Source organism: Campylobacter majalis (assembly GCF_905120465.1).
Classification (GTDB): domain Bacteria; phylum Campylobacterota; class Campylobacteria; order Campylobacterales; family Campylobacteraceae; genus Campylobacter_A; species Campylobacter_A majalis.
Map to the genome: position 1 here is coordinate 193,140 of NZ_CAJHOF010000001.1, position 12,503 is coordinate 205,642.

The following is a 12,503-nucleotide window of genomic DNA, read 5'->3' on the forward strand; positions in this document are numbered from 1 at the left end:
CCTATTTTGCATATATTAATAGCAAAATTTAGCTATTTATCTCACAATCGCAACTTTTTACGTCGCGTTTTTAAATTTACTTCATCTCTTTTGCAAGAGCGTTTAGGTAGTATAAGTTCATCCTAACTCCAGCACCACTAGCCCCTGCTTGATTATACCCCCACGCTTTTTGCACAAAGGCAGGTCCTGCGATATCTTGGTGCATCCACTTATCTTTATACTCATCTTTGATAAATTTTTCTAAAAACAATCCAGCCGTTATCGCACCACCGTATCGACTAGACGCCGCATTGCTAACGTCTGCGATAGGGCTTTTGATAAGCTCTTTTAGATGCTCGTTAAAATAAAGCGGAGTTGTTAGCTCGCCACTTATCTTTACGCATTTATGAAATTCCTCTTTTAGCTCGTCATTTACGCCCATTAGCCCTGAGGTATATTCGCCAACGCCAACCACACAAGCACCAGTAAGTGTAGCCATGTCAATTAGCAAATCAGGCTTAAAATCTTGCGCATAGCTAAGGCAATCAGCTAGCACCAAGCGCCCCTCAGCGTCTGTGTTTTTTATCTCGATGCTTACACCACTTCGTGAAATCAGCACATCATCAGGTTTGTATGCGTTGCCACCTATCATATTTTCAGTAGCACCCAAAATCGCATGAATCTCAAACGGCAATTCCATCTCGCTCACGCCTTTTATGATGCCAAGTGCTGCTGCTGCACCGCTTTTATCAGCCTTCATGGTGCACATATAATCAGCCGGTTTTAAGCTAAGCCCACCGCTGTCATATGTAAGTCCTTTACCAACAAAGATTATGCGTTTTTTAGCGTTTTTTGGTTTGTAAATTAGATGAATTAACCTTGGCGGATGGCATGAAGCACGATTTACCGCCAAAAAGGCGTTCATTTTCTCTTTTTGTAAAAATTTCTCATCATAAACTTTGCAAGTTACATTTTTTAACTCTTTTGCAAGGTTTTGGGCATCCTGAGCCATCTTAAGCGGAGTGTAAATTTCAGGGATTTCATTTACTATATCTTTTGTGAAATTTGTCGCATTTGCGATGATTTGAGCGTTGTTTAGCCCAATTTGTGCTTTTTGTAAATCAATCTCTTTGCCATCAAACTCATCGGTGCTAAAAGTCACATTTTTTAACTTACAACTCTCTTTTTTCTCTTTATATCTATTAAATTCATACGAACCAAGTGCAAAGCCCTCAACAATAGATTGAAAGCTCATTTTATCGCAACCAGCCAAATATGAGTTAAGTTTTACGTTTTTTACATCTAAGTTTTTTATAATCTCATAAGCCTTTGCACCTGCCAAACGAAGCTGTTCATACTCAAGTGTTTTTAAGCCGATGTATAGCGTTTTACTCTCTTGAACCAAGCAACTACCAACACCGTCAAAACCTAAAAATTTAAATATCTTTGCATCTTTTATAAATTTATGTTTTAAGTTTTTATCTACAACAAAAACCACTGTCAAATCAGCCTTAATCTTATCAATAGGCTTAGCTAGTATTTCAAATACCATTTGTTTCCTTTAAATGTTTTTCTCTTATTATTTTTCTATTATTTAATATATTGTTTTCAAATTTTTTAAACGCATACACAACAATTGCCAAAAACATTCCAACAACTGGTAATGCGTAATACCAATGCTCTTTTGCCATGCCTAAAATATCAAGTATATGCTCTCCTAAAAAATAAGCTGGTATTATCGTAATAGCAGCCCATGCCCATGCACTAAATAAATTTATAATTGCAAATTTTTTAGCACTATATCTTGTTAGTCCAATACTCATTGGCAAAATTGTCCTAAGCCCATATAAGTAACGTTGTATAAAGATAATTGGCGAACCATATTTTTTCATAAGAAGATGTGCTATTGCGAATTTTCGTCTTTGTGAGCGAAGTTTTTTATTAATGTATTTTTTATTGTATCGCCCTATATAAAAATAAAGCTGATCCCCAGCAAAGCCACCAAGTCCAGCAATAAATACAGCTAAACCAACATTCATATTACCAGTATGAGATAAAATCCCACCCATTATAAGTGCCATCTCACCCTCAAGCATACACCATAAAAACAGTATTATATATCCGTAAGTCTTTATAAGTTCTATTAAAAGCTCTTCCATATACTATATCTCTAAAACACTATATACACTTGTTAAATCACTTAAAATTTTATCTCCGCCAAGCTCTTTTAAGTTAATTAAAAAACAGGCTTCAATACAATTTGCATCGGTTTGTTTTATAAGTTCAACCGAAGCCTTTGCTGTACCACCAGTTGCAATTAGATCATCTATTAGCAAAACTTTAGCATTTTTTATACGCGAAAATGCATCTATATGCATCTGCACCTCATCTATTCCGTATTCTAGTGTATATTTTTGTGAAATTGTAATGTATGGTAATTTTTTTGGTTTTCTAATCGGCACAAAACCAACGCCAAGTCTATCTGCTAGTGCCGAACCAAATATAAAACCACGACTCTCAATCCCAACAACAAAATCAAGATTGTATTTAGCATATCTGCTTTCTAAATGATTAAGCAAAAATTTAAAAGCATGCTTATCATTTAAAAGCGTTGTGATATCACGAAACACAATGCCTGGTTTTGGAAAATCGTTGATTATTCGCACCGAATTTAATAAATAATCTTTATCTTTTTGATCTAAAACATCCATATTATCTCCATTACAACAACGCTTCAATTTTGCCCTCTAGCTCACGTATACGCCCTCTTAACTTATCATTTTCAAGACGATATTGAGAATTTCTAGTTCGCAAAGATGTTACGTCGTTTTTTGTTTTGTTTAGCTCTTCTGTTAATATATCAATATTTCCTAAGCTTCGTTGTAGCTGGATTTGTAGTTTTCTAATAACAATCTCAGTGTCGTGAAGATTATTTTTCATAAAATCCTTTGTAGAGCGCTCTTTTTTAAGTAGCGTTTTAAAATAAAACACCATAACAACCAAGTAGATACTAACACAAATTAAAGTCGTTACTAATAACCATTCTCCCATTTTATGCTCTTTTTATGTTTATTTTTTCAACACGCCTTTGGTGTCTTTGTCCTAAAAATTTTGTATTTAAAAACACATTTATCATCTCAAATGCAATCTCTTCACCAATAACTCTGGCACCAAATGATATTACATTTGCATTATTATGTTCTCTTGCTAGCCTAGCTGTCGTGACATCGTGACACAAGGCACAGCGTATATTTTCATGTCTGTTTGCAGCGATACTTATGCCAATTCCTGTGCCACATATTAATATGCCAAAATTTTGCCCTATTTTATCAGCTAAATCGTGCGAATAATCAGGATAATCCACACTAACATCTGCACTATTAGTGCCTAAATCAATAAACTCAATTTCACTAAAATTTTGCTTAATACGCTCTTTTAGTGTGTATCCTGCGTGATCACTTGCTATAAAAATTTTCATTTTTCTACCCCAAAAAGCTAAAATTATACCTATAACATTGCTAAAAAATACTTAAACACGTATCTAATTGGAGCAAAAACATAATCACTAATAGGGCTTATTAAAATAACAACAAGTATTATCATGCCATATCTTTCAAGCGATGAAATTTTGGTCGCAATATTTTTATATCCAAGCATAGCTAGAGTGTAGATCAATGCTTTTGAACCATCAAGTGGTGGAATGGGATATAAATTAAATAGTGCTAAAAATAAATTTACACTAAACAAAATAAACAAAAAATAACCAATATCTTGCCCTAGAAATTCCACAAAATTTATCACCAAAAATAGCGATGTGATAGCCAAAATCAAGTTATAAAATATCCCGGCTAACGCCACATATACACCAGCCATATATCCGCCATTTCTAATCACAACAGACATATTTACAGGCACAGGCTTAGCCCATCCAAACGCCATACCAGTGCTAAAATATAGCAACGAAGGCACAACAATAGTGCCTAGCGGATCAACGTGTTTTATAGGATTTATACTCAAACGCCCTAGGTTTTTTGCTGTGCTATCTCCAAATTTATAAGCGATAAATCCATGCATTATCTCATGACCAACAATAGCAATGATTAATGAAACTATTAAAAAAACGAGCCTTTGAATATCAATACTTGAAAAATCCATTAATATATTCCTTCTATCTCATCCTCTTTTTTCGCCATATTAACAATATTTTCATCACTTTCAAGTGTATCAACAAATCGCCCTATTCTCTCCCAACGTATCTTATAATCTTTATCCAAGCTTAGATAAACAAACCACGGCTTACCAACGATATATCTATACTCCACGCTTCCCCAAAAACGACTATCATTTGAGTGATCGCGGTTATCACCCATCATAAAAAACTCACCATCTTTTACCTTGATGTAAAATGCATTTTGACTTAATCCATCTATCACAGATGGCAATTCAGCGACATTTATAGGCGTCATTGCTAGTTTTTTAGCATTGTAATAATAAAGCATTTGCTCAAACATTCTAACACTATCATCATAGTGTATGCCAGGAAATTTATATGGTTCTTTAACAAATTTTTTACCATTTAAGACAATAATATCATCTTGACTGTAATTTTGTTCTATATACTCATCGCCCTCGCTTGGACGCAAATATGTGGCTTTTTCAGTAAAAATAACCTCATCTCCACCCAAAGCAAATGCTCGTTTTACGAAGTGGATCTTTTCGTCATGTGGATACCTAAAAATCACAATATCTCCACGTTTTGGCATATCTGAAACAAAAAGATGATCATTGCCGTTAAAATCAGGCAAAACACGCTGCTCAATCCACGGAATACGTGGCACAGGCACACCATAGCTAAATTTCTTAGCAAATAAAAAATCTTTAACCAAAAGCGTATCCTTCATCGAACCGCTTGGTATCACAAAAGCTTGTGCTATAAAAAATATCACAAACAAAACAATAACAATCGTACCAGTCCAACTAGCCGAAAAATCATAAAGTTTAGTAAGAAATTTTCTCATTTTAATCCCAATTTTTTAGCTCTATTTGTAGCTGATTTTATTGTATTTGATAGCAGCATCGCAATCGTCATAGGCCCTACCCCACCAGGCACTGGAGTGATAAAACTAGCCTTTTTAGACACATTTTCATAATCCACATCGCCACATAAACTTCCATCATCTAAGCGATTTATGCCCACATCAACAACCACTGCTTTATCACGCACCATATCAGCCGTGATAAATTTTGGCTTACCAATTGCTGCAACTATAAGATCTGCATTCTTACAAATTTCACTTAAATTTTTAGTGTGAGAATGCGCAATGGTAACAGTAGCATTTGCGTTTAAAAGTAAATTTGCCATTGGCTTACCAACGATATTGCTACGTCCTACAACAACAGCATTTAATCCACTAACATCAATACCATATTCATCTAGCATCACTTTTACGCCAAGTGGCGTGCAAGGCACAAAGCCATCCAAGCCACTTGATAATTTGCCAACATTTAAAGCATGAAAGCCATCTACATCCTTGCTATCTTTGATACTTTCAAGCACAATCTTTTCATCTATATGCTTTGGAAGCGGAAGCTGAACTAGTATCGCATCTACGCTATCATCAATATTTAAAACATTAATAAGAGCTAATAATTCTTCTTGTTTGGTTTGCTCTGGAAGTCTGTGTATTATCGACGCTATATCGCACTCTTTACATGCTTTTTCTTTTGCATTGACATATGTTTTAGAAGCTTTATTCTCGCCGACTAATATCACAGCCAAAGCTGGTTTGATGCCAACTTCAATCAAAGAATTTGCCTGTTTTTTTATCATCGCCTTAACACTCGCACTGGTGCTTTTGCCGTCCAAAATTTTCATAACTTTTTATCCTTAATTAAATGCGTTTTTAATCACAAAAATTGTATCATACCCAAAAAATATTTAAAATTTTAGAAATTTTGGAGCTTAATGCGTTTAGTTTTGTTTTTGTTTTTTTTAATCTATTTTGGTTTTGGTGCTGATTTTATAACCAAAACAGAATACGCAAAGATGCTGTATAAAAATCCACGTGGCATTGGATGCAACCTATGTCACGGCGAAAAAGCAGAAGGCAAAATCATATCAAAATATCTTCAAAAGGATAGAAAAACAAAACAAAATTTACAAAAAGAACTAGTTACACCACCAATTAATAACATAAGTCTTGATCGTTTTAAACAAGCTTTGTCAAATCCAAAAAGCGTAATGCCAAGCTATTTTTTAACTGATGAAGAAATCTTAATACTATATGAATACATAAGAAATTTTGAAAAAAGGACAAATAATGAATAATCATGATGAATTTATCGAAGCAAAAAAATATATTCCTGGTGGGGTAAATTCTCCTGTTCGTGCATTTGGCAGCGTTGGCGGTGAACCAATTATGATAGCAAAAGGTGAAGGTGCATACTTAATAGATGTAGAAAACAAACGCTATCTTGATTTTATCCAAAGCTGGGGACCGCTGATATTTGGGCATTGTGATATTGATATACAAAACGCCATACAAAGTGCATTAAGCAACGGTATAAGCTATGGAGCACCAAATTTAAACGAAACAAAACTAGCAAAGATGATTACTAAAAAATTTGAAAACATTGACTTAGTTAGATTTGTAAGCTCGGGCACTGAGGCCACCATGAGCGCGATACGAGTGGCTCGTGGATATAGTGGCAAAAGCGGACTTATAAAATTTGAAGGGTGCTATCATGGGCATTCAGACGCACTTTTAGTAAAAGCTGGAAGCGGTGCGACAACTTACGGCAACGCCTCAAGTGCTGGCGTAACAGCCGGTGCTGTAGCTGATACACATTTGGCTATTTATAATGACATACAAAGCGTAAAAGATATTTTTAACACCAAAGAAATAGGAGCTGTAATTATAGAGCCAATAGCTGGAAATATGGGCTTAGTCCCAGCAAAGCCTGAGTTTATGAAAGAGCTAAAAAGCTTATGCGAAAAACATAATGCTGTTTTGATAATAGATGAAGTCATGAGTGGATTTAGAGCCTCTGAGTTTGGTTCAGCAACGTATTATGGAGCGATAGGAGATTTGGTAACATTTGGTAAAGTAATTGGTGGAGGCATGAACGTGGCGGCATTTGGTGGCAAACGAGAAATCATGAACTGCCTAAGTCCAGATGGAGCAGTATATCAGGCTGGAACACTTAGCGGAAATCCACTAGCCATGGCAGCTGGTATCGCGGCACTGAATAAAATAGAGCAAAATCCAGGAATTTATAGCTATTTGCAAAATTTAGCCAACAAACTGGTAAATGGATTTAAACAAGCTGCTGATGAGAACAATATAGCACTTCAAATAGATGTGCGTGGCTCAATGTTTGGCTTTTTCTTTAACGAAAACCCAGTCTTAAACTACACAGACGCATTAAAATCAGACACAAAAATGTTTGCTAAATTTCATGCGGCTATGTTAAAGCGAGGTGTCTATCTAGCACCTAGTCAGTTTGAAACTGGATTTATCTGCACCGCCATGAAAGAATCAGACATAGATTATGCTATACAAATGGCAAAAGAGAGCTTTAAAGAGATAAAAAATCAAAATTTGGAGTAAAAAATGGCAAAACTAAAAGGAGTGGTAAATGCGGCTGATAATCTAAGCCTTGGCATATCTATCGTTGTTGCGATTTTGATTGGAATTGGGCTTGGATTTTGGATAAATGCAGCATTTAAGATATCATGGGGGCTTTGGATAGGGGTATTTTTAGGAATATCAGCAGCGATACTAAACATAAAAAAAGCCTATGATAAGCAGATAAAAAGCCTAGATGAGCTAAAAGATGAAAACCGCTACAAACACCTACAAAGTAGCGACGAGGATGAAGAGTGATAAAAACTCTAACTATCATCTATTTTGCTTTCTGGCTTGTGCTTTTAGGAGCGGGATTGTATGCTCAAAAAGCATTTTTACTAAGCTCACAACTTGGATTTTTTTGTGCTATTATAATAGCTTGTGTTAGTTTTTACAGCTATAAAAAACGAGTTTTAAAAAAACTAACACAAAAAGACAATGTTAAAACGTCAGATGATGAAAAAATAGATAAAATTTCAGATGAGCAAAAAGATGCAAAAACGCTTTTAAACGAAGAAAAAGCAAGGCTAAAAGCACAAAAAACAAAGCTTAAAGATATGGGTTTAGGCACTGCATTTGTGCCATATAGACTATTTGCGTATGCGATTTTGGTTGCTGGGTTTATACTGCTTAAACGAAACGATCTATTAGATATCCTTGGGCTATTTTTAGGACTGTCAATCATGCCATTTGGTGCGTTATTGGCTGGGTTTTTAAACAAAGAAAGCAAATGACAAAACGCATTATTAAAACGCTATTTCCACTATTTTTAGGCATGAGTTTGCTATTTATTGGCAATGGCTTGGTAGTTAGTTCGCTCTCAGCCATGCTAAAATCAAAAGAGATTAGTGAAATTGCGATAGGGCTTATTAACTCATGTCTTTTTGTCGGAGCAATACTAAGTACGCTAACATCACACGTTATAGTTAGCAAAGTGGGTCACGTAAGGGCTTTTGCGATATTTTCAGCACTATTTGCAGTTGCGTCATTAATGTATGAGATAAGTTTAAATTTATATTTTTGGGCATTTTTAAGAATGTGTCTTGGATATTGTTATTACGCACTTTTAGTCGTAATAGAAAGTTGGCTAAATGAACGTGCAAAAGATAAGATAAGATCGAGAATTTTAGCATTTTACGAGGGTGTTTTTTATATAAGTTTTGGGCTTGGTATATTAATCATGGCACTAGAATTAAGCCAAACGCAAGTTTTTATCATATCAGCCGCATTTATCATGCTATCATCAATACCGCTAAATTTAATCAAAACTAAAGAGCCACGTTTGCCAGAGCGTGAAAGTGTAAGTTTGCCTAAAATTTTCAACATCGCCCCACTAGCACTAACAGGTAGCTTTATCGCCGGTATTTTAATTAATGGTTTTTTTACTATGGCTAGCATTTTTATATTATCGCAAAATTTTAGTCTATCTCAGGCTAGTTATTTTATGGCCTTTGCTATGATAGGTGGGTTTGTATCGCAGTTTTTTATGGGTGGCTTTTCTGATAAATTTGGCAGGCGTATGGCTATAATCACATCTTGTCTAATCGGACTTACGGCCTCAATTACATTTTTGTTTGCAAATGGCAACTTAAACATGCTTTATCTCATAGCATTTTTCCTTGGAAGTGGGATATTTTGTCTATACGCTCTTAGCTTAGCAAGGGCAAATGACATGCTAACTCACAAGTCGCAAAGCATACAAGTTGGAAGAACCCTGCTTTTTAGCTACTCATTTGGCTCACTTGTCGCTTCTAGCATAATGGGCGTGATGATGAGCTTGTTTGGTGCAGCAGGGTTTATCTATGTTTATATTGTGTTATTAATAATACTTTTAGGCTTTGCCATCACGCAAAAAACCGTTCCACTAAAACATCGTCAAACATACAATCCATACACTATAAAAACAACAATCATTGATGAGTTAAAGATAAATGATGAAATTTCCGATATAAAAGCAAAAACCAAAGCATGAATAATATAAATCTTACAACACAAACAAGCATAACCCCAGCCCAGCCAAACCAGTCCGGACAAACGGGGCAAATTTTTAAAAATCAACCATCAACCACACCTCAAACCACACAACATCAAACAGCCGACAAACAGGCACTTGAAAATATAGATAGGTTTATAAATAAGGTTATAAACGAGATAAAAGGTGCCAACACAGCAACACAAACAACAAAAGTCATGCAAATGGCACAACAAACCAAAATCGCTCCAGATCTAGCAAATGAGTTACAAAATCTTGCAAAAATGATAGACGCAGATGATGGAATGCAAAATAATCAGGCATTAAAAGATTTAGCCACAAAATTAAAAGAGTTTTTAAAACCAATTGCCGATTTAAAAACTGCACCGCTAAACGAGCAGATAAAAAACTCAGGCATCATGCTAGAAGCAAATTTAAAAGAGGCCCTAAATCCTCAAAAAATACCCCAAAGCATGCAAAAATTACTAAGTGATATAAAAAACTTATCAAATCAAAACTTGCTTAATCAAATTTTAACGTTAGCAAAAGATGAGAATTTGGATAACAATAAATCATTTTTAAAATTAAATGAAATTTTAAAAAATGAAGCTGAAATTTCAGCTAAAATACTAAACAATTCAGCTTTAAAAGGCTTGTTTAGCGATGTAAATAAGCTTGATAATATAGCAAAATTTTTAGACAAAACATCTAATTTATCAATGCAAAACGCGGATAAAATTTTAAATCAAATGTCAAAATTAAACGAATTTACAAACAGCCTAAATAACAAAATTTCACTTTTAAATAGCGAAAAACTAAACCAACTAAGTGCATTTAGCTCAAATTTAAAAGAGTTAAAATCATATTTAAATGAAATAAGCAGTAGCATAAATGCACTTAATAAAATAGGCGATGAAGCAGGGATAATTAAAAATTTTCAAATATTAACAAACAGCCAAAGCAACAGCTCTTTGCAAGATAAGCTATCAGCAGCAGCAAAAAGGCTATCAGTCATGCTAAATATCGCTGATTTAAATGGCTCAAATGCAAAATCAAACTTAAATGATGTAAATTTACTAACAAAACAGCTAAAACTAGCAACAGCCGATGTTGATTCTATCCAGACGCGAACAGCAGTAGAAACCACAAAAACACTAAGCTCTGACATAAAAAGCACACTCTTATCAATACAAGAAAAATCAAGCTCTTTAAACAATGCACAACAAATTAACCAACTAAGCTCAAAGATGCTCTCACAAATCGAGATGCATCAAATAATCTCAAGCGTAAGCGGAGGCTTACAAACCTATCTGCCATATATTTGGGATGGCGTAGATGGTGGCAAAGTGGCATTTAAACAAGGCAAAAAGGATAAATTTTACGCACAAATTGATCTAAATTTTAAAGAGTATGGGCAAGTTAATGTAATGATAGGACTTATTAATAAACGCTACATCGATATATCAATAGCAACAACGCAAAATGAGCTAAAGGATATGCTTTTGCAAAATAATAAAGAGCTTAAAACCGCTATTTCAGATCTAGGCTTAATTGTGTCAAATTTCAACCTAAAAGTGTATAGCAAAAATGAAATTTCACAAAAATTTAAAGAGTTTGACGGCTTTGAGGTCGGCATAAATAAAAAGGCATAATGTGTCAAATACCATAAAGAAAAAAGCCGTAGCATTAGGATATAATCGCAAAAAAGACAACGCACCAAAAGTCGTAGCCACCGGCTCTGGAGAGATAGCAAACAATATAATTAAACTAGCCAAAGAGCATCAAATACCAATAAAAGAAGACCCTGATTTGATTGAAATTTTAAGCAAAGTTGAAGTCAATCAAGAGATACCGCCAAACCTTTACAAGGCTGTTGCTGAGGTATTTAGCTTTTTATATAAATTAACAAACAAAAAAGGAGAAAAATGAAAAATTTTGACTTATCACTACTACTTATTAGACTAGGGCTTGGCATCATGCTTTTAATGCACGGGATTGCTAAAATAATAAATGGCGTAGGTGGCGTTAAGGGTATGCTTGCAAGCAAGGGATTGCCTGAGTTTATAGCATATTTTGCATATTTGGGCGAAGTTATAGCACCAATTATGCTAATAATCGGACTTTATACTAGAATGGCTTGTGTTTTTGTGCTAGGGACTTGCTTTACAATAGTATTTGTTGCTTATTATCCATCGCTTTTTGCCCTTACAAATCATGGTGGTTTTAGAGCTGAGATAGTGTATTTATATATTTTTATGGCACTTGCAATTATTTTTAGCGGTAGTGGCAAATACGCTGCAAGACGCGACTAGCTTAATAATTCTCATATTAAGGCTTTAGTCTTGTTTTTGCTTATTGGTTTTACTAAATTTACAACAACATAAAATAATAAACACGTAAAAAAACAAGAAGCCCAAAAATTTAGCTTAATTTGCTATCTCTAAAAACAAGCATACAATTTGTAACAATCCAACAAATTTATATTCGTTTTGCTTGTGAAACTAAAAAGTTAAAGTTTCCTAAGAGTTATAAAACTTCATTTTCACTCTTATGCTTTGTATTAAAATGCCAACAAATAAGAGTGTCAGCTTAAGCATAAAGTTTTAAAAGCCAAAAATAAATTAAGCCAAAAATTATTAATAAATACAAAATAAACGGTTTTACAAACAAAAGCACTTTTGCTTTCAATTTTAAACAAAATAGCAAATTTGTGCTTGACTTAAAAAGTGCAAAGTTAAGCAAATGTGTTTTTGTTTTGTCTGCGACTGCAATAATGTATAAAAAATGCAGATTATATAAAATTTATGGGTCAATTTAACTTAAAGCTCATTTTATTTGCTTTAAGTTATGATTTTACTGATGAAAAACAAGTATATTTATCGTTATTAATTTAAGAAGCCAAATTTAAAGAATTTTGAAATATT

General features: G+C 34.2%; 16 protein-coding genes. 8 read left to right on the forward strand and 8 right to left on the reverse strand.

Features of this window, described 5'->3' with window-relative positions:
- Positions 1-76: 76 nt before the first annotated feature.
- The 8 genes from LQU93_RS00980 to folD are packed head-to-tail and all read right to left on the reverse strand — an operon-like array spanning position 77 to position 5,854.
- Positions 77-1,531 carry a leucyl aminopeptidase gene (locus LQU93_RS00980; protein ID WP_229932019.1) on the reverse strand — a complete coding sequence of 485 codons (1,455 nt, stop codon included), beginning with the start codon at positions 1,529-1,531 and terminating at the stop codon, positions 77-79.
- Positions 1,521-2,138 carry a DedA family protein gene (locus LQU93_RS00985; protein ID WP_229932020.1) on the reverse strand — a complete coding sequence of 206 codons (618 nt, stop codon included), beginning with the start codon at positions 2,136-2,138 and terminating at the stop codon, positions 1,521-1,523. Before LQU93_RS00985 ends, LQU93_RS00980 begins: the two co-directional genes overlap by 11 nt.
- A gap of 3 nt (positions 2,139-2,141) precedes the next feature.
- Positions 2,142-2,690 carry an adenine phosphoribosyltransferase gene (locus tag LQU93_RS00990; protein WP_229932021.1) on the reverse strand — a complete coding sequence of 183 codons (549 nt, stop codon included), beginning with the start codon at positions 2,688-2,690 and terminating at the stop codon, positions 2,142-2,144.
- Between the two features lie 10 nt (positions 2,691-2,700).
- The gene (locus LQU93_RS00995; RefSeq protein ID WP_229932022.1) at positions 2,701-3,030 is read right to left on the reverse strand and encodes a hypothetical protein; all 330 of its coding nucleotides are present in this window, start codon (positions 3,028-3,030) and stop codon (positions 2,701-2,703) included.
- 1 nt (position 3,031) lies between these two features.
- Positions 3,032-3,457, reverse strand: a complete 426-nt coding sequence (rpiB, locus tag LQU93_RS01000) for a ribose 5-phosphate isomerase B (RefSeq protein ID WP_229932023.1) — start codon at positions 3,455-3,457, stop codon at positions 3,032-3,034.
- Between the two features lie 29 nt (positions 3,458-3,486).
- Positions 3,487-4,134 carry a site-2 protease family protein gene (locus LQU93_RS01005; protein ID WP_229932024.1) on the reverse strand — a complete coding sequence of 216 codons (648 nt, stop codon included), beginning with the start codon at positions 4,132-4,134 and terminating at the stop codon, positions 3,487-3,489.
- Positions 4,134-4,997, reverse strand: a complete 864-nt coding sequence (gene lepB / locus LQU93_RS01010; protein ID WP_229932025.1) for a signal peptidase I — start codon at positions 4,995-4,997, stop codon at positions 4,134-4,136. The genes LQU93_RS01005 and lepB overlap by 1 nt, the downstream gene beginning before the upstream one ends.
- Positions 4,994-5,854, reverse strand: coding sequence for a bifunctional methylenetetrahydrofolate dehydrogenase/methenyltetrahydrofolate cyclohydrolase FolD (folD, locus tag LQU93_RS01015; RefSeq protein ID WP_229932026.1), 861 nt, complete (start codon positions 5,852-5,854; stop codon positions 4,994-4,996). Before folD ends, lepB begins: the two co-directional genes overlap by 4 nt.
- Before the next feature lie 90 nt (positions 5,855-5,944).
- Between folD and LQU93_RS01020 the strand changes: the two genes are divergently transcribed.
- The 8 genes from LQU93_RS01020 to LQU93_RS01055 are packed head-to-tail and all read left to right on the forward strand — an operon-like array spanning position 5,945 to position 11,891.
- The gene (locus LQU93_RS01020; protein WP_229932027.1) at positions 5,945-6,307 is read left to right on the forward strand and encodes a c-type cytochrome; all 363 of its coding nucleotides are present in this window, start codon (positions 5,945-5,947) and stop codon (positions 6,305-6,307) included.
- Positions 6,300-7,589, forward strand: coding sequence for a glutamate-1-semialdehyde 2,1-aminomutase (gene hemL / locus LQU93_RS01025; protein ID WP_229932028.1), 1,290 nt, complete (start codon positions 6,300-6,302; stop codon positions 7,587-7,589). The genes LQU93_RS01020 and hemL overlap by 8 nt, the downstream gene beginning before the upstream one ends.
- 3 nt (positions 7,590-7,592) lie before the next feature.
- Positions 7,593-7,865 carry an AtpZ/AtpI family protein gene (locus LQU93_RS01030; protein ID WP_229932029.1) on the forward strand — a complete coding sequence of 91 codons (273 nt, stop codon included), beginning with the start codon at positions 7,593-7,595 and terminating at the stop codon, positions 7,863-7,865.
- On the forward strand, positions 7,862-8,341 hold the full coding sequence (locus LQU93_RS01035) for a hypothetical protein (RefSeq protein WP_229932030.1): 480 nt from the start codon (positions 7,862-7,864) through the stop codon (positions 8,339-8,341). The genes LQU93_RS01030 and LQU93_RS01035 overlap by 4 nt, the downstream gene beginning before the upstream one ends.
- Complete coding sequence (locus LQU93_RS01040; RefSeq protein WP_229932031.1) at positions 8,338-9,579, forward strand: MFS transporter; 1,242 nt, start codon at positions 8,338-8,340, stop codon at positions 9,577-9,579. Before LQU93_RS01035 ends, LQU93_RS01040 begins: the two co-directional genes overlap by 4 nt.
- Complete coding sequence (fliK, locus tag LQU93_RS01045) at positions 9,576-11,231, forward strand: flagellar hook-length control protein FliK (protein ID WP_229932032.1); 1,656 nt, start codon at positions 9,576-9,578, stop codon at positions 11,229-11,231. Before LQU93_RS01040 ends, fliK begins: the two co-directional genes overlap by 4 nt.
- 1 nt (position 11,232) lies before the next feature.
- Entirely contained in the window at positions 11,233-11,508 is a 276-nt protein-coding gene (locus LQU93_RS01050; protein ID WP_229932033.1) for a FlhB-like flagellar biosynthesis protein, read from the forward strand.
- Positions 11,505-11,891, forward strand: coding sequence for a DoxX family protein (locus tag LQU93_RS01055; protein WP_229932034.1), 387 nt, complete (start codon positions 11,505-11,507; stop codon positions 11,889-11,891). The genes LQU93_RS01050 and LQU93_RS01055 overlap by 4 nt, the downstream gene beginning before the upstream one ends.
- Positions 11,892-12,503 lie beyond the last annotated feature (612 nt).

Excerpts from the sequence above, each read along its gene's own strand:
- LQU93_RS00980 (WP_229932019.1), bottom strand. The coding sequence starts at position 1,531 with ATGGTATTTGAAATACTAGCTAAGCCTATTGATAAGATTAAGGCTGAT.
- LQU93_RS00985 (WP_229932020.1), bottom strand. The coding sequence starts at position 2,138 with ATGGAAGAGCTTTTAATAGAACTTATAAAGACTTACGGATATATAATA.
- LQU93_RS00990 (WP_229932021.1), bottom strand. The coding sequence starts at position 2,690 with ATGGATGTTTTAGATCAAAAAGATAAAGATTATTTATTAAATTCGGTG.
- LQU93_RS00995 (WP_229932022.1), bottom strand. The coding sequence starts at position 3,030 with ATGGGAGAATGGTTATTAGTAACGACTTTAATTTGTGTTAGTATCTAC.
- rpiB (WP_229932023.1), bottom strand. The coding sequence starts at position 3,457 with ATGAAAATTTTTATAGCAAGTGATCACGCAGGATACACACTAAAAGAG.
- LQU93_RS01005 (WP_229932024.1), bottom strand. The coding sequence starts at position 4,134 with ATGGATTTTTCAAGTATTGATATTCAAAGGCTCGTTTTTTTAATAGTT.
- lepB (WP_229932025.1), bottom strand. The coding sequence starts at position 4,997 with ATGAGAAAATTTCTTACTAAACTTTATGATTTTTCGGCTAGTTGGACT.
- folD (WP_229932026.1), bottom strand. The coding sequence starts at position 5,854 with ATGAAAATTTTGGACGGCAAAAGCACCAGTGCGAGTGTTAAGGCGATG.
- LQU93_RS01020 (WP_229932027.1), top strand. The coding sequence starts at position 5,945 with ATGCGTTTAGTTTTGTTTTTGTTTTTTTTAATCTATTTTGGTTTTGGT.
- hemL (WP_229932028.1), top strand. The coding sequence starts at position 6,300 with ATGAATAATCATGATGAATTTATCGAAGCAAAAAAATATATTCCTGGT.
- LQU93_RS01030 (WP_229932029.1), top strand. The coding sequence starts at position 7,593 with ATGGCAAAACTAAAAGGAGTGGTAAATGCGGCTGATAATCTAAGCCTT.
- LQU93_RS01040 (WP_229932031.1), top strand. The coding sequence starts at position 8,338 with ATGACAAAACGCATTATTAAAACGCTATTTCCACTATTTTTAGGCATG.
- fliK (WP_229932032.1), top strand. The coding sequence starts at position 9,576 with ATGAATAATATAAATCTTACAACACAAACAAGCATAACCCCAGCCCAG.
- LQU93_RS01055 (WP_229932034.1), top strand. The coding sequence starts at position 11,505 with ATGAAAAATTTTGACTTATCACTACTACTTATTAGACTAGGGCTTGGC.